18 protein-coding genes are annotated in these 23,446 nt (G+C 57.9%); 7 read left to right on the plus strand and 11 right to left on the minus strand.

What is annotated here, in order from left to right; all coding sequences use genetic code 11:
• Positions 1–174 precede the first annotated feature (174 nt).
• The 10 genes from J1G37_RS15595 to J1G37_RS15640 form a co-directional block, all read right to left on the minus strand.
• A complete protein-coding gene (locus J1G37_RS15595) occupies positions 175–1,431 on the minus strand; it encodes an integrase arm-type DNA-binding domain-containing protein (protein WP_207043104.1) in 1,257 nt (418 codons plus the stop codon).
• A gap of 370 nt (positions 1,432–1,801) precedes the next feature.
• The gene (locus tag J1G37_RS15600) at positions 1,802–2,575 is read right to left on the minus strand and encodes a helix-turn-helix transcriptional regulator (protein ID WP_207043106.1); all 774 of its coding nucleotides are present in this window, start codon (positions 2,573–2,575) and stop codon (positions 1,802–1,804) included.
• Between the two features lie 213 nt (positions 2,576–2,788).
• Positions 2,789–3,316 carry an inorganic diphosphatase gene (ppa, locus tag J1G37_RS15605; RefSeq protein WP_003219382.1) on the minus strand — a complete coding sequence of 176 codons (528 nt, stop codon included), beginning with the start codon at positions 3,314–3,316 and terminating at the stop codon, positions 2,789–2,791.
• Positions 3,317–3,425: 109 nt separating this feature from the next.
• Complete coding sequence (locus J1G37_RS15610) at positions 3,426–4,241, minus strand: M90 family metallopeptidase (protein ID WP_207043108.1); 816 nt, start codon at positions 4,239–4,241, stop codon at positions 3,426–3,428.
• A gap of 6 nt (positions 4,242–4,247) precedes the next feature.
• A complete protein-coding gene (locus J1G37_RS15615) occupies positions 4,248–4,904 on the minus strand; it encodes a DedA family protein (protein WP_122486079.1) in 657 nt (218 codons plus the stop codon).
• Positions 4,905–5,204: 300 nt separating this feature from the next.
• Positions 5,205–5,663 (minus strand): GNAT family N-acetyltransferase, encoded by a 459-nt coding sequence (locus J1G37_RS15620; protein ID WP_017735604.1) that lies wholly within the window; start codon positions 5,661–5,663, stop codon positions 5,205–5,207.
• A 92-nt stretch (positions 5,664–5,755) separates the two neighbouring features.
• Positions 5,756–6,589: an ethanolamine ammonia-lyase subunit EutC gene (gene eutC, locus J1G37_RS15625; RefSeq protein WP_207043110.1), complete on the minus strand. Its 834-nt coding sequence runs from the start codon at positions 6,587–6,589 to the stop codon at positions 5,756–5,758.
• Entirely contained in the window at positions 6,586–7,980 is a 1,395-nt protein-coding gene (locus tag J1G37_RS15630; protein WP_207043112.1) for an ethanolamine ammonia-lyase subunit EutB, read from the minus strand. Before J1G37_RS15630 ends, eutC begins: the two co-directional genes overlap by 4 nt.
• A gap of 52 nt (positions 7,981–8,032) precedes the next feature.
• A complete protein-coding gene (gene eat, locus J1G37_RS15635; RefSeq protein ID WP_017735607.1) occupies positions 8,033–9,466 on the minus strand; it encodes an ethanolamine permease in 1,434 nt (477 codons plus the stop codon).
• Positions 9,467–9,673: 207 nt separating this feature from the next.
• On the minus strand, positions 9,674–11,194 hold the full coding sequence (locus tag J1G37_RS15640; RefSeq protein WP_207043114.1) for an aldehyde dehydrogenase family protein: 1,521 nt from the start codon (positions 11,192–11,194) through the stop codon (positions 9,674–9,676).
• Between the two features lie 270 nt (positions 11,195–11,464).
• On the opposite strand from J1G37_RS15640, the gene J1G37_RS15645 reads away from it, so the two are divergent.
• The 7 genes from J1G37_RS15645 (at position 11,465) to J1G37_RS15675 (ending at position 22,665) form a co-directional block, all read left to right on the plus strand.
• Positions 11,465–13,360, plus strand: coding sequence for a sigma-54-dependent Fis family transcriptional regulator (locus tag J1G37_RS15645; protein WP_207043116.1), 1,896 nt, complete (start codon positions 11,465–11,467; stop codon positions 13,358–13,360).
• 202 nt (positions 13,361–13,562) lie between these two features.
• Positions 13,563–15,053: a hypothetical protein gene (locus tag J1G37_RS15650; RefSeq protein WP_207043118.1), complete on the plus strand. Its 1,491-nt coding sequence runs from the start codon at positions 13,563–13,565 to the stop codon at positions 15,051–15,053.
• Between the two features lie 235 nt (positions 15,054–15,288).
• Positions 15,289–19,014, plus strand: a complete 3,726-nt coding sequence (locus J1G37_RS15655; protein WP_207043120.1) for a hypothetical protein — start codon at positions 15,289–15,291, stop codon at positions 19,012–19,014.
• Between the two features lie 205 nt (positions 19,015–19,219).
• Entirely contained in the window at positions 19,220–20,296 is a 1,077-nt protein-coding gene (locus J1G37_RS15660) for a hypothetical protein (RefSeq protein ID WP_242551608.1), read from the plus strand.
• 116 nt (positions 20,297–20,412) lie between these two features.
• Positions 20,413–21,762 carry a UDP-N-acetylmuramate:L-alanyl-gamma-D-glutamyl-meso-diaminopimelate ligase gene (mpl, locus tag J1G37_RS15665; RefSeq protein ID WP_207043122.1) on the plus strand — a complete coding sequence of 450 codons (1,350 nt, stop codon included), beginning with the start codon at positions 20,413–20,415 and terminating at the stop codon, positions 21,760–21,762.
• On the plus strand, positions 21,759–22,388 hold the full coding sequence (ubiX, locus tag J1G37_RS15670) for a flavin prenyltransferase UbiX (RefSeq protein WP_017735613.1): 630 nt from the start codon (positions 21,759–21,761) through the stop codon (positions 22,386–22,388). The genes mpl and ubiX overlap by 4 nt, the downstream gene beginning before the upstream one ends.
• Entirely contained in the window at positions 22,381–22,665 is a 285-nt protein-coding gene (locus tag J1G37_RS15675) for a YceK/YidQ family lipoprotein (protein WP_207043125.1), read from the plus strand. The genes ubiX and J1G37_RS15675 overlap by 8 nt, the downstream gene beginning before the upstream one ends.
• 138 nt (positions 22,666–22,803) lie before the next feature.
• Here the strand turns inward: J1G37_RS15675 and J1G37_RS15680 are convergent, their stop codons facing one another.
• Positions 22,804–23,445, minus strand: a complete 642-nt coding sequence (locus J1G37_RS15680; protein WP_207043127.1) for an oxidoreductase — start codon at positions 23,443–23,445, stop codon at positions 22,804–22,806.
• Between the last annotated feature and the right edge of the window lies 1 nt (position 23,446).

The following is a 23,446-nucleotide window of genomic DNA, read 5'->3' on the forward strand; positions in this document are numbered from 1 at the left end:
GGATTGTTCTATCATTATCTCTAGCTCTGACTTTGGAGTTACGCTCCACTCGAGCGGTAGGCATAAAGAGAGTACTAGCTCGAATTGTTTAAACATAATGGCGTCACCGATTTAGTTTTAAAGGGAGTTCAGTGTTATAGCGCGGGCGCATTCCGGTTCGTTTTCTAGGACCGCTCAACGTGGCAGTGCAGTAGCTGTTTTTTTAGCTGGGATAGGGGCCCTAGTTTTATCGTTCATCGACTTGCAGATGAACTCAGCCCAATCTCTCATAAGTGCACTTCGCTTATCGAGGAAGTCGGAGCGAGAGTACGCTCCTTCAGTCTGATCGCGTTCGTCATGTGCGAGTGCCATTTCACAAACCTCTCGAGGGTAGTGTGTGCACTCACCCGCCCAGTCACGAAATGAAGAACGAAAGCCGTGTCGAGTAATGTGTTCATACTCCATGCTGTGCAGAAGCGTGCGTATGGCGTTTGTATGCATCACTCCTGACTTACCTTGGCCAGGAAACAGATAAGGGCTTCCTTCAGTTCGTGGAATGCTTCGCACCAGCTTTATCACCTCCTCGGCAAGCGGGACGACAAATGCCACACGCATTTTCATGCGCTCGTCCGGAAGAGACCAAGTGCAAGCTTCCAAATCAAACTCATCCCAACGAGCGAACCTCACCATGTGCGCGCGTGCGCTAGTCATGATCAGCAGCTGAGCGGCCCAAGACGGTGGTGTGGGGTTTGCCCTGAGTTTGGTCATCAGCGCCGGTACATCCTGCCACCGCAAAGCTTCAAAGTGCTCACGTTTCCGCGCCTTCTTCTTTTCAGCACGACTCAATAAATTGTCTAAATGCCCGCGCCAGCGAGCAGGATTCTCACCCACTCGCAGATTGCGTGCCTTGGCGGCGTCCAGGACCTGCTCAATTTGCCCACGTACTTCATCGGCGGTTCGCGTTTTGGTGGCCCAGATAGGTTGCAGCACCTTGAGTACTTCGGGAGTACCGATGTCTTCGGCTGCCAGCTTGCCTATGTGATCAAACGCATACAGCTCTAGCTTTCGCAGCCAGCCTTTACGCCATTTCTCCGACCATGCCGCGCCGTGAGCATCACGGTATTCCGTTGCGAGTGTCTCGAACTTCAGTTGCTTGGCTTCATTTGCACGCTGGGCTTCCCGTTGAGCAGCGCGCTCTATGTCTCTGGCTGCCAGAGGATCAATACCGTCGCTCAATTGGCTACGTTTAGCACTGGCATCTTGTCTGGCTTTCTTGAGACTCACCTCAGGGAATGAGCCCAGCCCCATCTCTCTACGTCGGCCCGCCAGTTGGAAGCGAAGCAGCCAGGATTTACGCCCGGTAGGTTTGACGACCAAGCGAAGCCCATCACCATCTTCATAGGTGCCGGGTTCGGTTAGGTTTTCAACTTGTTTCGGATTCAGCTTTCCCATTGGATTTCCCCTGTCGTCCCTTTTGTCCCCCCACCTGTCCCCCCACTTCATCGTCGGATGAGGTCAAATGGCGTTGAACACCATCGGACAGGGGAATGCTTGAAACCCCCGGAATAGCTAAGCTATCAGGAAGATTCTCGGACGGGATAGGATTATTTCGGACAATTAAAAAGCCGGCTTGTGGCCGGCTTCTCGCTGACTGCTTCAGCTTGTTTTTGACAAGCCTCAACAGCCTTCAAATCGCTCAGCCAACATCGCGTCTGACTGAATAGTACGGGCATCCGCGGGAACTCCTCCGCTTCGCCGAGCAGGGTGAATAGCCTAAAGCCAACCCCTGCCAAATGTGCGGCGCATGATACCCATATTCACCTCAAATGCCCACCTCCGGTTCCGATTTAGAGCCTTCCCAGCCCAACAGGTGTTCATCCAGGGGGACGGGTGGGCGGCGGTTGTTGAGGGTGGACCACCAGAATACCCAGCCGACGATTTGCACGCTTTGTTCGAAGCGCTCTTCGTAGGTGAGGTATTCGTCGGGATGTTCACCGGTGTTGTGGCTGCGCATGCGCAGGCCGCCGCCCGGGCGGTTGTAGAGGTATTTGATGCGCAGCATGCCATCGTGTTCGACGGCGTAGATTTCGCCGTCGACGATTTGGGTGCGGCCGCTGTCGATGGCGAGGGTGGCGCCTTGTTGGATGATGTCGATCATGCTGTTGTCGGCCATGTAGGCGCCGACCGCGCGGTCGGGGTTTACGCTGAGGGCTTCGAGGGTGTGCAGGGAGACGCGGATGCGCTCGGTGGAGGTGAAGGTGGGGTGGAGGGGGATCTCCACGTCGATTTTTTCCGGGGCGCAGGCTGGGCCTGTGAGGTATTTGCCGCTGTCTTCGCGGGTGGGCAGTGCATTCCTTGCAGTGGGACCGTCCAACAGAAAGTTGGCCGGCGGGTGTTTGGGGCCAAGGCCGGTGTTCAGCCAGCGACTGGAGACGCACAGCAGTTCTGCGATCTCGTTGAGTCGGCCCATGGGGACGCCGCGCTTGAACCAGTTGTTCACGTGTTGAGGCGTGACGCCGCGGTTCTTGGCGAAGTCCGACGCGGAAAGATGAACTTCCCGTAACAGCGCTTTTAAACGATCACCTGATGTATTCATAAACGCAGAGTTTACTGGCGGGGGAAGTAAATCAAATAAACCATGCGTTGATTTGCGCATGTAGGCTTTTGCTTAGTTGTGGTTTGTTTTTTCAGAAGTCTTGTATTGTTAAACGTTAGTTGCTCTTTATTGAACTTGGCGTTTAACGCCGGGCACAAAAAAGCCCCGAATAGTCGGGGCTTTTTTTATTGCTGTCGCCATGAGGCGCGGTTATCAGCCTTTGTAGGCGGCAACCGACTTCAGGATCTCGGCGCGGGCGGCGTCTGCGTTGCCCCAACCGTCGATCTTCACCCATTTGCCTTTTTCGAGGTCTTTGTAGTTCTCGAAGAAGTGCTTGATCTGTTCCAGCAGCAGTGGCGGCAGGTCGGTGTATTCCTTCACGTCCACGTACAGCTGGGACAGCTTGTCGTGTGGCACTGCGATGACTTTGGCATCGCCGCCGCCGTCGTCGGTCATGTTCAGGATGCCGACTGGGCGCGCGCGGATAACCGAGCCTGGGGTAACCGGGTAAGGGGTTACGACCAGTACGTCGAGGGGGTCACCGTCGTCAGCCAGGGTGTTGGGGATGAAACCGTAGTTGGCCGGGTAAAACATCGGGGTGGCCATGAAACGGTCAACGAACAGGCAGTCGCTGTCTTTGTCGATTTCGTATTTGATCGGCGCGTGGTTGGCCGGAATCTCGATGGCGACGTAGATGTCGTTCGGCAGGTCTTTGCCAGCCGGAATCTTGCTGTAGCTCATTGGGCGTTGCCCCCGTTAATTGGCCAAGAAACTTGGCCGGATTGGCCTAAAAGTGGCGGCGATTATAGGCACATTCTGGCGCCGATGCCATGCGCCAGACGTCGTACGGTCATTCGCCTTGCGGCTGATAACGCGGGTCGCTGGCTTGCAGTTGGTGCAGGCGGGCCAGGGGATCCTGGCGATAAAAGCGGCTGAGTTGGGCGTACACCTGTGGATAACTGTTGACCAGTAAATCCGGGGCGCTGAAAAAGTATTCGCTGGTGACGGCAAAGAACTCGGCCGGGTTTTCGGCGGCGTAGGGGTCGATCTCTGTTTCGGCATCCGGGTTGGCGTCCAGTTGGCGATTGAGGTCGTCGTAGGCGCCTTGCATCACGCTGGCCCACTCTTGCACGCGCATGTCGTGGTGCAGCGGCGGCAGGCCATTGGCGTCGCCGTTGAGCATATCGAGTTTGTGCGCCAGTTCGTGGATGACCAGGTTGTAGCCTTCCCAGTTGCCGCTGGCCAGCACGCCGGGCCAGGCGAGGATCACCGGGCCCTGTTGCCAGGCTTCGCCGCTGTGTTCGCCGTCCCATTCGTGTTCGATGCCGCTGCTGTCGCGATGGCGCTGAGGGCTGAGGAAGTCGTCGGGGTACAGCACGATTTCGTGGAAGCCTTGGTACCAGTCGAGGTCGCCCAGGTTCATCAAGGGTAATTGCGCCTGGGCGGCGAGCAGCAGGCGTTGTTCCTGGTGCAGTTCGACGCCGGGGAGGGCGGTGAGGTGTTTTTCGGCGAGGAAGACCACGCAGGCTTCGCGCAGCCATTGGTCCTGTTCGGCGCTGATGCCGTCGAGAAAGGTCAGGTGCTGGCGCACCCGTTGCCAGGTGTCATCGGCAATCGGGTGCTTGGCCAGCAGGCGCCGGCGACGCCAGGCGCTGAGGGACCACATCGCCAGTTACTGCGGCTTGGCTTCGGAGGACGTACGGCCAAAGCGGCTGCGGAACACGCCAATGATCATCGGCACCAGCGACAGCAGGATGATAAACACCACCAGCAGCGAGAGGTTTTTCTTGATAAATGGCACGTTGCCGAAGAAGTAACCCAGGGTCACCAGGCCGCCGACCCACAGGATGGTGCCCAGTACACTAAAACCGAAGAAACGCGGGTAAGGCATCCGGGCGATGCCGGCGACGAACGGCGCAAACGTGCGCAGGATCGGCAGGAAACGCGCCAGGGTCACGGTTTTGCCACCGTGCTTGTCGTAGAAATCGTGGGTTTTTTGCAGGTAGTCGCGGCGGAAGATTTTTGAATTCGGGTTGTTGAACAATCGCTCGCCCACCGTTCGCCCGATCACATAGTTGGTGCTGTCGCCGAGGATCGCCGCCAACATCAGCAGGCCGCCGAGCAAGACCGGGTCCATGCCGCCGCCGGCTGCCACCGCGCCAGCAATGAACAGCAGCGAATCACCGGGCAGGAACGGCATGACCACCAGGCCGGTTTCGCAAAAGATGACCAGGAACAGAATGGCGTAGATCCACGGACCGTAGTTGGTTACCAGCATGTCGAGGTAGACGTCGAGATGCAGGATAAGGTCGAGCGGGTTGAAATCCATGGATGGCACCTGTGTGAATGGCTCGGCTCAGCAGGCCAGTGCGGAAGCTAGGGTAAGTAAAAGGCTACAAGTGTATGTCGCGATTCTTACATCCTTGAAAGGATCGCATTATACGGATCGAGAGGTGAAAAGCCTGTTGGTTTTGTAGCGGGGGATGTCGCGATTTGTAAGGATCTACACCGATCCAAATGTGGGAGCTGGCTTGCCTGCGATGCCGGAGTGTCTGTGAAATGGGGGCTGGCTGGTCCACCGCTATCGCAGGCAAGCCAGCTCCCACAGGAGACTAATGTTAATTGGGCGCTAGTCCTCGCTGATCGGCAACACGTAGTTCTTGAACTCCGTGTCTTCACGAAACCCAATCGACTCATACGTCTTCTGCGCCACTTCATTGTCACTGCTGGTGGACACCCGCAGCCGCACGGCATGGGTTTCCTTGGCCATTTTTTTCGCCGTGCGCATCAGGTTGTCCGCCACCAATTGCCGGCGAGCGTCTTCGGCCACATAGATGTCGTTGAGGATCCATACGCGCTTGAGCGACAACGACGAAAAGCTCGGATACAGCTGACAAAACCCCAGCAGCTTCTTGTCGTCATCATCGGCCAGGGCCAGGTAAATCACCGACTCCTTGCGCCGCAGGCGTTTTTCCAGGAAGGCCCGCGACGAGTCCGGGAAGGGCAACGCCCCGTAGAATTCGCGGTATTTGACGAACAACGGGGTCAACAGGTCCAGGTGTTCCAGGGTCGCTTGAGTAATCCGCATGCCAGGCCTCAACTTCCAAATGGGGTATGACCACACAAGCGGCCGTGACTCGATGCTGCCTAATGGCGTGAAAAAGCGCAATCGTGCAGCGATCAGTCATCCGGTGAACTGAGCAGGAAATTACCTTTCATCAGGTCTGGATCATCCGATTCGATGGTCTGAACCTGCGCCTCGTCCTTGAGGTTGACCCCCGACAGCTGCCGGCGACACGCCTCTCGCATCAAGTAAAGCAGGCGATGGGCGGCCATGCCGTAGCTCAGGCCTTCCAGGCGCACGTTGGAGATGCAATTGCGATACGCATCGGTAAGGCCGACCTTGGGGTTGTAGGTGAAATACAGGCCCAGGCTGTCCGGCGAACTGAGCCCAGGCCGTTCGCCTATCAGGATCACCACCATCTTCGCGCCGAGCAGTTGGCCAATCTCATCGGCCACGGCCACGCGGCCTTGTTCCACCAGGATCACGGGCGACAAGGACCAGCCTTCGGCGTGGGTCTGTTCTTCCATGCGTGTCAGAAACGGCAACGTGTGTTTATGCACGGCCAGCGCGGACAGGCCATCGGCTACCACCACCGCCAAGTCCACGCCACCGGGATTGGCCGCTGCATGGTCACGCAGCGTCTGCGCCGATTCATCGCTCAAGCGCCGCCCCAGGTCCGGGCGTTGCAGGTAGCTGTGCCGGTCCGTCGCGGCGCTGTGCAGCAGCAGGCTGTCACGGCCGCGCTCGGCCAACTGGCCGCTGAGGCCGGCATGGTCGAAGGGCAGGTGCACGGCATCGCGCGCCTGGGCGTGGGCAAACTGGAAGTCCAGTTGGGCAGTGGTGGGAATGCTGGTGCCGGTACGGCCCAGGGCAATGCGCGCCGGGGTCAGGCGGCGCAGCTCCAGCCACGGGTTCTCTGGTAGGTCGAGTTGCACAGGCGGCTCCTTCATCCCAATTGCGCCAAGGCTTGGCGAAACGCTGGTGGCAGGCTGTTGCCGAAGCGCACCTTGCCGTCGGCTTGCGTGAAGATGCCCATTTTCGCCAGCCACTGTTCAAATTCCGGCGCCGGCTTTAAACCCAATGTTTGCCGGGCATACAAGGCGTCGTGGAACGAGGTGGTCTGGTAGTTGAGCATGATGTCGTCGGAGCCGGGGATGCCCATGATGAAGTTGATCCCGGCCACGCCGAGCAGGGTCAGCAGGGTGTCCATGTCGTCCTGGTCGGCTTCGGCGTGGTTGGTGTAGCAGATGTCGCAACCCATCGGCACGCCCAGCAACTTGCCGCAGAAGTGGTCTTCGAGGCCGGCGCGGATGATCTGTTTGCCGTTGTACAGGTACTCGGGGCCGATAAAACCGACCACGGTGTTCACCAGGAACGGCTTGAAGTGCCGCGCCACCGCATACGCGCGGGTTTCGCAGGTTTGCTGGTCGACGCCAAAGTGCGCATTGGCCGACAAGGCACTGCCCTGGCCGGTTTCAAAATACATCAGGTTCTGGCCCAGGGTGCCGCGGTTCAGGCTCAAGCCCGCGTCGTAGCCTTCCTGCAGCACGTTCAGATTGATGCCGAAACTGGCGTTGGCCGCCTCGGTGCCGGCAATCGACTGGAACACCAGGTCCAGCGGCACGCCACGGTTTATCGCTTCGATCGAGGTGGTGACGTGGGTCAGCACGCAGGCCTGGGTCGGGATCTCGTAGCGCTGGATGATCGCGTCGAGCATCTCCAGCATCGCGCAGATCGAGGCGATGCTGTCGGTGGCCGGGTTGATGCCGATCATGGCGTCGCCGTTGCCGTAGAGCAGGCCGTCGAGAATGCTCGCGGCGATACCGGCTGGTTCGTCTGTAGGATGGTTCGGTTGCAGCCGTGTGGATAAACGCCCGCGCAGGCCCATGGTGCCGCGGAACTGGGTGACCACGCGGATCTTCTGCGCCACCAGCACCAGGTCCTGCACGCGCATGATCTTGGAGACGGCGGCGGCCATCTCCGGTGTCAGCCCTGGCGCCAGCGCGCGCAGGCTAGTTTCGTCGGCTGCATCGCTGAGCAGCCAGTCGCGCAGGCCGCCGACGGTCAGGTGGCTGACCACCGCAAACGCCTGCTTGTCGTGGGTGTCGATGATCAGCCGGGTGACTTCATCGCTTTCGTAAGGAATCAGCGCTTCGTCGAGGAAGTGTTTCAGCGGGATATTGGCCAGCGCCATTTGCGCCGCCACCCGCTCGCCGTCGTTCTGCGCGGCCACGCCGGCGAGGAAATCCCCGGAACGTGCGGGGCTGGCCTTGGCCATCACGTCCTTGAGGCTGTCGAAGCGGTAAGTTTGTGTACCCACCGCGTGGGAAAAGCTTGCCATACAGTGTCTCCTTGACGACGCGGGCAGCCGCCCGCGTCGAGGTTTACGGCAGTTAGTGCAAGGCGGCTTCTGCGGCCTGGATCGCCGCGAATTCCTCTTCGGGCGTGCCTGCTACCAAGTGATGCCGGCTGTAGAAAGCAAAGTAAGCAATTAATACTCCATAGATGATCGCGGCGCCAATCACCACGCGCGGATCCACCAGGAAGCCCGCCACCACGGCCACGCAGGCCAGTACCAAGGCGACGCCGGAGGTGAAGATGCCACCGGGTGTGCGATACGGACGGTCCATTTTGGGGCGACGGATGCGCAAGGTGATGTGCGCGGCCATCATCAGCACGTAGGAAATGGTCGCGCCAAACACCGCCACCAGGATCAGCAAATCGCCCTGGCCGGTCAGCGACAGGCCAAAACCGATGATGCCGGGGATTACCAGCGCCAGTACCGGGGCTTTGCTCTTGTTGGTCTGCGACAGTTTGCGCGGCAGGTAGCCGGCCCGGGACAGGGCGAAGATCTGCCGCGAATAGGCGTAGATAATCGAGAAAAAGCTGGCGATCAAGCCGGCCAGGCCGACCAGGTTGACGAAGCTGCCCATCCACGTCGAACCGCCGTAGGACAGCGCCAACGCTTCAACCAGCGGGTTACCGGATTTGACCAGCGCGTAGGTACCCGCGCCGCCCGGTGCGATCACCAGGATCAGCAGGGCGAAACTGGTCAGCACCACAATGGCGCCAATCAAGCCGCGCGGCAGGTCGCGTTTTGGGTTCTTGGTTTCTTCAGCTGCCAACGGCACGCCTTCAACGGCGAGGAAAAACCAGATCGCATACGGAATCGCCGCCCACACACCCACGTAGCCAAAGGGCAGGAAGGTGCTGGCGCCCTTGGCTTCGGTCACCGGAATGTCCAACAGGTTGGCGACATTGAAGTGCGGCACCATCGCCACCAGGAACACGCCCAGGGCAATCGCGGCGACGGCGGTAATCACAAACATCAGCTTCAAGGCTTCGCCGACGCCAAAGATGTGGATGCCGATAAAGATGATGTAGAACGCCAGGTAAATCATCCAGCCGCCAATGCCGAACAGCGACTCGCAATACGCGCCGATAAACACCGCAATGGCGGCGGGGGCGATGGCGTATTCGATCAGGATCGCGGTGCCGGTGAGGAACCCGCCCCAAGGGCCGAATGCGCTGCGGGCGAAGCCGTAGCCACCGCCGGCGGTGGGGATCATGGAGGACAACTCGGCCAGGGAAAAGCACATGCACAGGTACATGGTGGCCATCAGCAATGTAGCGAGGAACATGCCGCCCCAGCCGCCTTGGGCCAGGCCGAAGTTCCAGCCGGCGTAGTCGCCGGAGATGACGTAGGCAACGCCGAGACCCACTAACAGCACCCAGCCGGCGGCGCCTTTTTTCAGTTCGCGTTGTTGGAAGTATTGGGAGTCGACTTTTTCGAAGTCGACGGAAGATCCAGTCGGTTCGCTAGGCATGAGGAAGTACCTTTCATTGTTATTGTTCTAATTCGGCATCTGTGTGCCGGATGAAGTTTGCAAGTACTTATGAAGATCTAATTGTGGGAGCGGGCTTGCTCGCGAAAGCGGTGTATCAGTATTAGATGTACTGACTGACACACCGCTTTCGCGAGCAAGCCCGCTCCCACATTTGATTGCATTTCAAATGTGGGAGCGGGTTATCAGTTAGAAGAAACCCAACGGATTAATGTCGTAACTCACCAGCAAGTTCTTGGTCTGCTGGTAATGGTCCAACATCATCTTGTGCGTCTCACGGCCTACACCGGACTTCTTGTAACCGCCAAACGCGGCATGCGCCGGGTACAGGTGGTAGCAGTTGGTCCACACGCGGCCCGCCTTGATCGCCCGGCCGACGCGGTAGGCGCGGTTGATGTCACGGGTCCACACACCGGCACCCAGGCCGAACTCGGTGTCGTTGGCAATCGCCAGGGCTTCGGCTTCGTCCTTGAAGGTGGTGATGCTGACCACCGGGCCGAAGATTTCTTCCTGGAATACGCGCATTTCATTGGTGCCCTTGAGCAGGGTCGGCTGGATGTAATAGCCGCCGGCCATATCGCCGCTGAGCTTCTCGACCTTGCCGCCCGTCAGCAATTGCGCGCCTTCACCCTTGGCGATTTCCAGGTAGGACAGGATCTTGTCGAACTGCTGCTCGGACGCCTGGGCGCCGACCATGGTGTCGGTGTCCAGCGGGTCGCCGCGCTTGATCGCCTCGATCTTCTTCATCACCACTTTCATGAAGTCGTCGTAGATCGACTCTTCCACCAGCGCACGGGACGGGCAGGTGCACACTTCACCCTGGTTGAAGAACGCCAGCACCAAACCTTCGGCCGCTTTCTCGATAAAGGACGGCTCGGCTTTCATGATGTCGGCGAAGAAGATGTTCGGCGACTTGCCGCCCAGTTCAACGGTGGATGGAATGATGTTCTCGGCTGCCGCTTTCATGATGTGCGAACCCACTGGCGTGGAGCCGGTGAACGCAATCTTGGCGATGCGCTTGCTGGTGGCCAGCGCCTCACCGGCTTCTTTACCGAAGCCGTGCACCACGTTGAGCACGCCCGGTGGCAGCAGGTCGCCGATGACTTCCAGCAGCACGTTGATGCCCAGCGGCGTTTGCTCGGCCGGCTTGAGCACCACGCAGTTGCCGGCGGCCAGGGCCGGGGCGAGTTTCCAGGCGGCCATCAGCAGCGGGAAGTTCCACGGGATGATCTGGCCAACCACGCCCAGCGGCTCGTGGAAGTGGTAGGCGGCGGTATGTTCGTTGATTTCGGCGCTGCTGCCTTCCTGGGCGCGAATGCAGCCGGCGTAGTAGCGGAAGTGGTCGGCGGCCAGTGGGATGTCGGCGTTGAGGGTTTCACGCACGGCCTTGCCGTTGTCCCAGGTTTCGGTGATGGCCAGCAGTTCGAGGTTCTGCTCGATGCGGTCGGCGATTTTCAGCAGCACCAGCGAGCGGTCCTGCACCGAGGTCTTGCCCCAGGCGTCCGCAGCCGCGTGGGCGGCGTCGAGCGCTTTGTCGATGTCTTTGGCAGTGGAGCGCGGGAATTCGGCGATAGGCTTGCCGTTGACCGGCGAGGTGTTGGTGAAGTAGTTGCCATCGACCGGCGCAACGAATTCGCCACCGATGTAATTGCCGTATTTGGCCTTGAACGAAACGATGGCGCCTTCAGTACCGGGGTGTGCGTAACGCATGGTGGGTATCTCCTGGCTTTTATGTTTATTGGAGTGCAGCGCAGCAGCGCTTGATAAAGCGTAGAGCAAAGGTTGGGCCACTGCTGTGGGGCCAGGTAAATCAAGGGCTTGGACTTTGTTGCAAGGCGCTACTGTGGCAAGGCTGATACAGGTGAAGTGACAGTTTGTGCCATAAACGGTACAGCCTGTGACCGGCGGGTCTGCCTGGGATTGCATTGGTCGAAAGGCTGGGGGATGCTGGGCGTTCTCACGCAGGGAGAATAATAAGAAATGCACAACGATCATTTCAGTCGCCATGCCCAGCAAGTCCTCACCGTGGCGCATGGCCGCGATCCGTCCAGCGACCCCTCCATCGCCCGCTCCTGGCTGCGTTGCCTGGAGGACTACCACCTCGATCCTGCGCAAACTATCGCGCCGACAGTGCTTGAGCACGGCCGCGTGCTGGAAAGCCGCGAGCGTCTGCAACAGGTGCTGCACATTGCCGGCAGCGAGATGAACAGCCTGCACCAGCAACTCTCGGGCGCCGGGCATGCGGTGCTGCTGACCGATGCACGAGGCGTGATCCTCAACTGTGTCACCGCGCCGTCCGAGCGCAAGATCTTCGAGCGCGCCGGGCTGTGGCTGGGCGCTGACTGGAGTGAGGCGTGTGAAGGCACCAATGGCATCGGTACCTGCCTGGTGGAGCGCCAGTCCCTGACCATTCACCGCGACGAGCATTTTCGCGGTCGGCATACCGGGCTCACGTGCTCGGCGAGCCCGGTGTTCGACCCTCATGGCGAGCTGCTGGCCGTGTTGGATGTGTCTTCGGCGCGGGAGGCGGTATCGCGTCAGAGCCAGTTCCACACCATGGCGCTGGTGAACCTGTCGGCCAAGATGATCGAGAGCTGCTACTTCCTGCGTCACTTCGAAAACCATTGGCTGCTGCGTTTTCACCTGCAGGCCGAGTCGGTGGGGCTGTTCAGTGAAGGGCTGCTGGCGTTCGACGGCGAAGGCCGTATTTGTGCGGTGAATCAAAGCGCGCTGAACTTGTTGGGTCAGGTGCGCGCAGGCTTGGTGGGGCATTCGATGGAGGCCTTTTTCGACTGCTCCCTTGATCAGGTACTCGCTCGTGCCAGCGTTAATGGCATTGCCAGCTGGCCATTGCGTACTCGTAATGGTCGGCATTTGTTTGCCGCATTACGGGGTCAGCCACGCAGTGTGCAACCGCAGTTGGCCAAAGCTGTGGCGCCGCGTCCACCCGGAGTCTGTCTGGATGATCCCAAGTTGCAGACGGACTTTCGCAAGGCGCTCAAAGTGTTTGAACGTGACGTCCCGTTGTTGATCAGCGGGGAAACTGGCTGTGGTAAAGAAGCCTTCGCCAAGGCCGTACATCTGGCTAGCCAGCGCGCCGACAAAATGTTTGTGGCCCTCAATTGTGCGGCGATCCCCGAAAACCTGATTGAAAGCGAGTTGTTCGGTTATCGCGGCGGCAGTTTCACCGGCGCGCTTAAAGACGGTATGCGCGGAAAATTGCAGCAGGCTGATGGCGGGACGCTGTTTCTCGATGAGATCGGTGACATGCCTTTTGCGTTGCAAACCCGTCTTTTACGGGTATTGGAGGACCGTATGGTTGTGCCCATTGGCGGGGCTGCGCAGGCAGTGGACGTGCGGATCATCAGCGCCACTCACCGCAATTTGCTGGAGCGTGTTCAGGCCGGCAGCTTTCGCGAAGACTTGTATTACCGTCTCAACGGCCTGGAGGTCGGGTTGCCGTCGTTGCGTGAGCGCACGGATAAAGCACCGCTGTTGGACTTTCTGCTGGAGCAGGAGGCTGCCGGGCAGGCGATCACGCTTGACGTGGCGGCACGGCAGGCGCTGCTCGCTCACGCTTGGCCGGGCAATGTGCGGCAATTGCGCATGGTCTTGCGCACGTTGGTGGCGCTGGCTGAGGGTGGGCGCATTGCGTTGAACGATTTGCCGGCGAATGTGCGTGCGCCGAGTCTCGTGCCCTCCACGGCTGTTGATGTTTCGCCCTTGGACGACGCGGAGCGAAAAACCCTGCTGAGTGCGCTTGAACAGCAACGTTGGCATATGACCCGTACGGCTCAGCAGCTCGGTATTAGCCGCAATACGCTGTATCGAAAGTTGCGTAAGCATCGGTGTTTAGCACCTGAATATATTGCTTAAGTGGGTATTAAGAGCTTTATTAATGGATGTTGCTATTTGGTAATAGTGAGACCCTATCGGGGCGTTAGTTTTTTTTAATTGATGAGGCGTTATGAAGGGTGTTTGTTGGGGAACTGTAAGGGCTGAATCGACCACGTAATGACTGAGAGCAGGGAGGGCATCTCAATGAGTCAATAACGTGATTTGTATAAGGTTCTTAACGATGATTACTATCCCTTCAAATCCAGTTTTTATTCCAGGTCCGGATCCGGTTGCTGAACATACTTCTGATGATAAGGCGGCAGGGTGGGGTGTTCAGCCGCTTGCCCGCCACCCTGGCCGCCCTGGCACCCCTGGCACTCCCGGCGGCCACCCTGGCCGCCCTGGCACTCCCGGCGGCCACCCTGGTCGCCCTGGCGGCACCCCCGGCAGCCACCCTGGCACCCCCGGTGGCCAAGGCCATCAAAATATCAATACGGGTGGTAGTTACAATGGCGCCCCTAATCCTAATATCGTCAAACCCGCGCCCAAACCAGGCCAAGATGTTGATAGTACAGGCTGGCCGGTCAACAAATCAAAACAGCGGGTCGATGCCGACGGACATGCAATCGACAATCAGGGTCGTCGTATTAATGAGAAAAATCAGTTGGTTAATGAAAAAAATCAAACTATCAATGAGCGCGGCCAATGGATTAATGAGCGGAACCAGACGCTTAATACGCGCGGAGAACCGGTGGATAGTTATAATCGTCGGATAGACTCTCAGGATCGCTTGATCAACCGGGATAGTCGATTGATTAATGATAAAGGCCAGCTTGTCGACAAAGACAAGAAGCTGGTAAACAAGGAAGGTTATCTTGTCGACAACATCGGCAGACCGCTGGATAAAGACGGAAAAGTGGCACGGTCTAAGCAAGACGCGGTGCAGGGGAACAATGAACCTCACCCACAACTAGCCGGAATGAACAGTTCGCTGACGAGTAAACCAGACACACCTGCGGCACCCAATGTGCCGAAACCGACTATTGAAGGCTCGGTCAATAACGCAGCCAAGACCGATGAGTTGGTTAAGAGAGGCTGGCTCCCATCGAAACAGGAACTGGGTAAGACGTTTATATTGGGCGCTGTATCGGGGGTTGGAGAGTCGCTTGCAGCACTTCCTATTAATGTGGCATCCAGTGCCATTAGTCACGAGGTGACGAAAGACTCCATAAAACAGAAGTATTTGCCGGCGCCGCTTGCTTCTTCCACCCCTGCACCGACAGGAGGGGATAAGTCCTCCGAATCAATGACTGATGCGGAAAAAGCCAAGCAAGCGGAAGAAGCTAAAAAGCAGGCTCAGTACGCCTCTATAGATAATCTTCAAGTCGCCTCATTCGATACTCAGCGCACACTTAATACATTGGAGTTTGGAGCGCTTGATACCGAATTGGTGCCAGGTGATAAATGGCCGGCGGACGCGCTTGGGCGTTTGGATATGTTAGAAAGACGCCTGGACGACATGGAGGAACAGGCCAAGAGAATCCAAGACGAATATAGCGCGTATTACAAAGTTGCCGAGCTGCCAGCAGATCCCCCTGCAGCGGGCGCTGAGGGAATCGATGCGCGAGTTAAGACACTCGAACTCAGGCTTTATGCAGTTAATAAGTTGCGAGACAGAGCCGTCGAGAGCGCAATAAAAGCAAGAAAAAATACTCCTGCAGATGGCTATTAATCGCTGCATTGCTTTTTGAGTTTGGCAGGCAATCGTACGGTGGGCCAGTGGCTAATATTTGGCAGGCTGCCTATTCATTGTTTTTAAGTTGATCCATTAAACTCAGCGTTCTTTTCAGCAATGAGCGCTGGGTTTTTTGTATGTGTTTTATAATGCGTACTCTCGCGATACGTGCGCGTTACTTTAAATTCACACCCAGCAAACATTGACTGGATCAACTACAAGGTGGTGAAGCATGAGTGTGCAAAATGTTGATCCGACGCGTGGTGGTTTATCGAATAACGGTTCTCCTCCCTCTACTTTTAAATCGAGTACGGGGCCTCAAGGCGTGGGTACGAATTCCTTGTCCGTCCCGGCTGACTCTGAGGTTTCACGGGCAGCGGGTGATGAGCGTTTGGCGAAAGAATATGCGGCGCAACTTACGAGCGGGTCGCGGTTACGGGTTCCGCCAGAGTCAACGTTAGGCCGTTGGCTTGAAGCGCTGAAATCAGCTTTCGCCTCTCCGTTGCTTAAGCGCATGCTGGAGAGTGGAGACTTCACGGCCATTGATGTGGACCCTGTCAAAGGTGAAGTCAGGCTCGCCTACCATGGGACACTGGTCAGAGAGTCCGTTACCCTGGTTGACTTACCGGGCGGCTTGGATCTGTTTGACAGCCTGGTGAGCGCCGCCAAAACACTCACTCCCAACGGTGTATTGAGCCTTCCGGCCTACTTTAAGGACGGCACGGTTGGGTTGAGCGATGTTCAACGTTTTTATGGCGAGCCCGCGCATTTAACACCGGAACAAAAAGTGGCTCGTTCGAAAGAGCTGGCCCGCCATCCGGTTTTCCTGGGCCAGGGCTCGTTGCCGGATAATGAAGTGCGCATGAACGTTTTGCGCGGAATAGGGAACGCTCATATGTGGCACAGCCTGCTCACGGTGTTGAAAGAGCAGATTGAGAGGCCGGCCGTGAGCTTGGATTTTGACGCTATAACAGTAAATGTTGCGCCCTATTCCGACTTCTGGAGTGAACAGCAAAAACAGCCCGCCACGATAAGCCTCAAACAATTGCTGGTCGACGTTGGTTTGAAGGTTCCAACCACTCGGGACGAACTTGTCAACTTGCAGAACTCGCTGTCTGCACCGCCTTTGCTTACAGCGCCTCAGGGAGATTTTGGTGGGCTCTTAAGCAAAGAGGTGCCATTGAATGAGAGCAATCAAAAAAAGTTGACCGAGGCGGTTAATAACTGGAAAGCCCTCCAACCACAGTTGCCGCCTGATGAGCAGGGACGTGTGCCCAGTCTTCTTGAGTACCTGCAGCGCGCTGTGCCTGCGAACGTAAGGGCAAGAGCCGGCAAGGATCCTGAGGAATTTCTCCAGGTATTGATCAGCACCCCCGAAGCCCGGGCATTGGGTAAACAACTGCAAGAGGCGATTGATGCGTTGGCCACTGAAACCAGTGCTCAGGAAGCCTTGCTTGCCGCGCTGGGGTTGGAGGCCGATCCGGCGGCGGGGATGCAACGCAATAATCTGGCTGGGTACAACCTGCGTCAGCAAGACAACTGGGGGCGCTCATCGGCTGAGATTGTCAAACGTTTCGAAAAACACCTGGAAGCGCGTTTTGGCCCGCAGTTGGCGCCGGTGGCGGCCTTTCAACTACTGGCGATGTCGGCACCCGAATTTTTAGTCAAGGATGTTCCTTCTTCATTGGTTTACGGTTCACAGCAATGGGCATCGTTCAGTTCGGCAGTCTTGCGCCGTGAGCAGGCGACGCCAGGAGCATCGGCGGGGCAGAGTTACGCTGAAATCATGCAGCACGACGCGTTGGAGCCTATTACAGAGCATGAGCAACTCCAAGCGCAGTTCGCGGCCTTGCAATCGGTGGTCGACTGGGGCATTGCTAACGGTGTCATTGAGGCGCGAAGCGACGATGCGTACAGCGCCGAGACCATTGAGCGGGCTGCGACGGCTTTGGAAGCACATGTAGATGGCTTGGTTGATGCGACCAAGGCTCTGGAGGCGACAATGCCGTCCCGCAAGGACATGGCACTGGCTGAGTTAGGGCGGGTCTACGGCGTTGAAATGGAACGCTTTTTTCAAGACAAGACCCTGCTTGGTGACCTTCCTCCGGGTTCACGCAAACGCGGTACTTACTCACTGCTGGATATTTATATGTCTGGCGACTTGTATAAACATGATTGGACCTCTTCTTCCGATGCGTTCCCAACCGCTATTGTCCAAGCAGGTTTCTCCAAGCTGCCGGATATAAAGGCCAAGTTCGAAGAGCAGTTCGATGCCTATGTAGATGCTTTGAAACGCGCTATGTCAACGTTTTTCAACTATCAATTGTCACAGCTCCCCGCTGAAGACCGGAAGATGATTGAGTACGGTAAGGTCACCACTTTTAGTCTTGGCGTGCCCAGCAGTAACGTCCAGGGGCCTGTTCGCCCGGATCACCCGATGTTCAAGTATGTGAAGAGTGACGGGATCCTCATCAGAGCCGAATTGAATGGGAAAACCCGCCATTACTTATATTCGCCCGCTCACGGACAAATTATCAAAGATGCTGACCCATCACGGCCGGGGTTGCGGTTTCCATCGTCGCGTTTGTATTTCTCCATGGAACGCCCTGGGCGCCCTGGTGAGCAGGAAGACACGGTGACCATACTGTGGCAGGTGCTGCGAACTCCGTGGCCCAGGAAAGACAAAATTGACTTTGCCGCGTTTTCCATTTACCCGTCGAAGTCATTGGACTCGCAACTGCCGGAGCCGCATTCCCTGCCCAAGACGGGGGTGCCTTCGGCGCGAATCAACGAACTGGGCGCCGTCGTCGGCTCTTATTACAGTCGAGGCGTGGAAGATGCAAAAGCTGCTGCCAGAGGTGAGACCACCCAGGAGCGTGATGAAAGACAGAACAAAGCCGCTGGCGAGTTCTTGCTTAGCATGATCCCTTTTTACGACGCCATTAAAAGCTTTATTAAAGGCGATGTATTAGCCGGTTTGTTTTACGCCGTACTGGATGTGATTGGTTTGGTCGTGCCGGCACTCAAAGGCGGTAGCCAGGCGGTAAAAGCCGGCTCCAAGGGCCTGGGTGCAGGCTTGAATTTTCTCAAAGGGTTTGGCAAAGCGGGTGTGAGGGGGCTTAACCCACTTTCAAGCGTGTATGACATTGGACTGGGCGTTTTCAAGCTGGGCAAGCGTGGTATTAAATCACTGTCCCGTGCGAAGGGGGTCTTATCTAAAAAGTTGCGCTATGGCGGCGGCCGCAGGGGCGGCTTCGATATTCCTCATCACGCAAAAAAAGAACCGATTGCCAATGGGATTTACCGTCCTCTTGGCGACAGTTCCAATGCTGTTCCTACGTTGGCGGTACAGCGAAACGGCAAGTGGTACGCCTATGATCCAAAAACTCAGGTTCCCTATGGTGCACCATTGAATGGATTCACGCCCGGGTCCGGGTCTAATGGGGTTGATGCAGTTTTTGATAGCGCGGTTGACTTCATCCCTGACGCGGCATTTGGGAACATTCCGTGGCGGTGGCCGGATGGAGCCCAGACCCACAATAACTGGAGGCAAGGCGAGGTTGACCGACAGAGCCGCCCCGAGGCGATTCGCAGGCTCATTAACCAATTGGTGGTTGCTCGGGTGCAGGCATTCAAGTTGGAACTGCAGCAGGCAAATAAGGATCTGGCGGCGCTTACAGGTTTAGATGCACAGGGCGCCGATAGCCCGGCTGGAGGCGAGTCAACCAATATCCCCGTATTAATGGATCAAATGGAAGATGCACTGGATGCACTTGAAGAACGCGTTATCGTAGAGGTCGATCACTTCAGGGTTCACTTCAAACGCGTCATTCCGGCTCCTATTGATAGCCTGTCCAAAACCGCAGTGAACGATCGATTGGATGCCATGGAGGCGCGGTTGGCTGAGGTGAAAAGGGCGTTGCGGGAAATGAAAGTATCTCCACACCGTGCGGCATGAAGGGGGGCTACACATGTTTCCGTTCTCAGTGCCGGAATTGTTGTATTCAAGTCGTGAGTCGAACGGCAAGCTTGTCACTCTCGCGAATATCTCATACGCCGTGCAGTGGATTGTTCCGGCGGAACCATCCGTAAGCAGTTGCTCACTCATTTAGGGCAACTACTTACCGTGTTTTCGTATCAAAACAATCACGCAGGTGAACACGATGATTATTCCTCCTTCAACGACCCCGTTCATTCCACTGCAACCTGCACGCCCGCAAGAGCCTCCTGCACACGCCACGCCTCACAGCAATGACTTTGCAGCCCGACCCTTGGTGCGCACCAAGAGAGGCCTTTTTGGCAAGGGCACGGGGATCTTTTCTTGGTTTGGCAAAAATCCTCCCGCTTCTCTACCGCCTGCTGTCAAGCCTAAGCCCAAACCAGATCCCAAGCCAAAACCACAGCCGGATCCCAAGCCCAAGCCGGAGATCAAGCCTGGCCCATCCCCCAAGCCCGAGGGCGGGTTCAAGAATGTTGCGCAATCAGTCATTGAGAAACTCAAGGCCAACGATAAGTCGCTTCTCGAGAGCCTGGGCAAGCGCTCCACGATGAGCGTCGCCGAGGTCACCAAGCGGGTTATAGACGCCGAGAGCCTGGTCAAGGCCGGCGTGATCTCCACCACACCCAAGGCCAGCCAGGTGGCGCGTGACGCCTTTATCAGCGCAGGTATCACCGGGTTGGTCAGTGCGCCGATGAATGTGGCGGCTTATGCGGGGTCTGTGGCCAGCGGGGAGGCGATCAAGGCGACCTATGCGCCGGGCGTGTTGCCGCCGCCGTTTTTACCGGGAGCGACAAGCCAGGGCAAGGCGGCGGATACCACGGCCAGCCAATCCAGACCTGTGACCGACTCAACCGCAGTGGTGCAGGATTCTATCGACGAACGTTTGGACGACTTCGAGATGAAGTTACTGGGCATGGCCACCACGGTTATGTTTATGTTGGGTGATACCAGCAAGGTTTTCACCAAGGATGAACGTTGGCCGAAAGACGAAGCCGGGCGATTAGGCAACTTGGAGAAGTTGTTGGGAGCGTCCGAACAACAATTAAAGAAAGCGACTCGGCAGAATGGACTTATTTTCAAACCTTACAAGCCAGGAGAACACATACCTGAAGGGGCAAAAGATCGACTCGATCTGATGGGGAAAAAGTATGAACGTATGCTTGAGTCGTATGACAAGTTACGTTATCTCGCCGCGATGAAAAACCTTGAAAACCAATCTGGAACAACAGTGACCGCTTGAGTATGAGAAGTGCCGAGCGAGCTGCGCCGCACACACCTCGCTTGGCATGGCCTGCATAAAGAGTGCGATTTTCCCCTCCCTGCGCTAACCTGCCTCGACGTTTTACGAGGTCGATCATGCACATTCATATTCTTGGTATCTGCGGCACTTTCATGGGCTCGATGGCGGTTTTGGCCAAGGAACTGGGCCATCACGTCACCGGCTCCGACGCCAACGTCTACCCACCCATGAGCACGCAGTTGCAAGCTCAGGGCATTGAACTGACCCAAGGTTACGACCCGTCGCAATTCGACCCGGTCCCGGACCTGGTGGTGATCGGTAACGCCATGTCCCGTGGTAACCCTGCGGTGGAGTACGTACTCAATAAAGGCCTGCCGTATGTCTCCGGCCCCCAGTGGCTGGCGGATCATGTGCTACAAGGCCGCTGGGTACTGGCAGTCGCCGGCACCCACGGCAAGACCACCACCAGCAGCATGCTCGCCTGGGTGCTGGAACATGCCGGCATGAGCCCGGGTTTCCTGATTGGCGGCGTGCCGCAGAACTTCTCGGTGTCGGCGCGTCTGGGCGATACGCCGTTCTTCGTGATTGAAGCCGATGAATACGACAGCGCCTTCTTCGACAAGCGCTCCAAGTTCGTTCACTACCGCCCGCGCACGGCGATCCTGAATAATCTTGAGTTCGATCACGCGGACATCTTCCCGGATCTGGCGGCCATCGAACGGCAGTTCCACCATCTGGTGCGTACCATCCCGAGCGAAGGCCTGGTGATCCACCCAACCACCGAGCCAGCCTTGCAGCGTGTAATCGACATGGGCTGCTGGACCCCGGTGCAAACCACCGGCGCGGGCGGGCAGTGGCAGGTCAAGCTGCTCAGTGAAGACGGTTCCCGATTTGAAGTGCTGTTTGAAGGCGAGGCCCAAGGCATCGTCGACTGGGACATGACTGGCCAACATAACGTGGCCAATGCACTGGTGACCCTGGCTGCCGCACGCCATGTTGGCGTGGTGCCATCCATGGGCATTGCCGCGTTGAGCGCGTTCAAGAGCGTGAAGCGACGCATGGAAAAAGTCGCCGACGTGAATGGGATTACCATCTACGACGACTTTGCCCACCACCCGACGGCGATTGCGACCACGTTGGATGGCCTGCGCAAGCGCGTGGGCGATGCGCCGATCATTGCGATTGTCGAGCCGCGTTCCAACTCCATGAAGCTCGGCGCGCACCGCGATGGCCTGCCGGAAAGCGTCAACGACGCCAACCAGGTGGTCTGGTACGCACCGGCCAACCTGGGTTGGGATTTGCCGGCGATTGCCGCGCTGTGCACCGTGCCATCAACCGTCTGCGATTCCATCGAAGGCATCATTGAGCACGTCAAGCAGCTCGCCAAGCCCGGCACCCATGTGGTGGTGATGAGCAACGGCGGCTTCGGTGGCCTGCACGGCAAACTCGCCGAGGCGCTGAAATGAGCGGCCCGGAACGCGTGACCCTGGCGATGACCGGTGCTTCCGGCGCGCCTTACGGCCTGCGCCTGCTCGATTGCCTGGTGCGCGAAGACCGTGAAGTGCACTTCCTGATTTCCAAGGCCGCGCAGTTGGTGATGGCCACCGAGACCGACGTCGCCCTGCCGCCCAAGGTGCAGATGATGCAGGCGTTCCTCACCGAGTACACCGGTGCCGCGGCGGGGCAGATCAAGGTCTACGGCAAGGAGGACTGGATGTCACCGGTGGCTTCCGGCTCCGGCGCGCCGGCTGCGATGGTGGTGGTGCCGTGTTCCACCGGCACCTTGTCGGCAATTGCCACGGGCGCGTGCAACAACCTGATCGAACGCGCGGCGGACGTGACCTTGAAGGAGCGCCGCCAACTGATCCTGGTGCCTCGCGAAGCCCCGTATTCGAGCATTCACCTGGAGCACATGCTCAAGTTGTCGAACATGGGCGTGACCATCTTGCCGGCGTCCCCCGGTTTTTATCACCAGCCGCAGACCATTGATGACCTGGTGGACTTTGTGGTGGCGCGCATTCTCAACCTGCTGAATATTCCCCAGGATATGCTGCCGCGTTGGGGTGAGCACCATTTGAGCAGCGATGAATAAGGCGCTGCTGCTGGTACTTGTGCTGCAACTGACCGGCTGCGCCACCGCGCGCACGCTGGATGCGGCGCAACCCGGCGCGCCGGTGGTGTATGCCGGCACGCGGTTGGATTTGTATGCAATGAATGGCGGTTGCTGCGCCAAGGATCGGTTTGGGGCTGAGGCTCCGAGTTATCCGGGGGTGGATCTGCCGGCGAGTGCGTTGCTCGATACCTTGTTGTTGCCGTTGTCGGTGTTGACGGTGTTGGGGGGTGGCTTCAACGCTACGGGCGGTCTGTAGAGGTGTATTGCCTGGGCTGGCCTCATCGCAGGCAAGCCAGCTCCCACATTTGACGGTGTTCACCAATAAAGACTGTGTTCACACATCTAAATGTGGGAGCGGGCTTGCCCGCGATGAGGCCCGCACAGTCACCGAAAATCATTTGCCCAGCTTGCGCAACTCATCCGACTCCACCACCCGCACCCCATCCTGCTCCTCCAGCGCCAGGCGCCACATGGCCCGGGCCAGTTCGCACACCTCGATGCCGCGGTATTTGCCAGGAATCAGCTTCGACAGTGGCCCGGCCAGTTGTTCGGCCAGGCGCGGTTCCAGGCGCTCACCCAGCAACAGCGAGGGCCGCACGATCGTCAGTTGCGGCCAGTCCTGGGCTTTCAGCGCCTGTTCCATTTCACCTTTGACGCGGTTGTAGAAAATCGACGATTTCGGGTCGGCGCCAATCGCGCTGATCACGATCAGGTGCCGTGCGCCCATCTCCCGCGCACGTTTGGCGAAGGCCACCACCATGTCCAGGTCAACCGCGCGGAACGCCGCTTCGGAACCGGCCTGCTTGATGGTGGTGCCCAGGCAGCAGAAGGCGATATCCACCCGCCCACTCAGTTGCGGCAAGAACACCGCCGGGTCACCCACCGGGTTTTCCAGGTGCGGGTGTTCGGCCAGTGGCTTGCGGCTCGGCGCCAGGACGCGGGTCACGGTGGGTTCGTTGAGCAGGCGATCCAGCAGGTGTTCGCCGGTCAGGCCGGTGGCTCCGGCCAGCAGGATATGTTGAGGTGTCAGGTACATG

Origin of the sequence: Pseudomonas sp. Marseille-Q1929, assembly GCF_017316265.1 — a bacterium.
Classification (GTDB): Bacteria; Pseudomonadota; Gammaproteobacteria; order Pseudomonadales; family Pseudomonadaceae; genus Aquipseudomonas.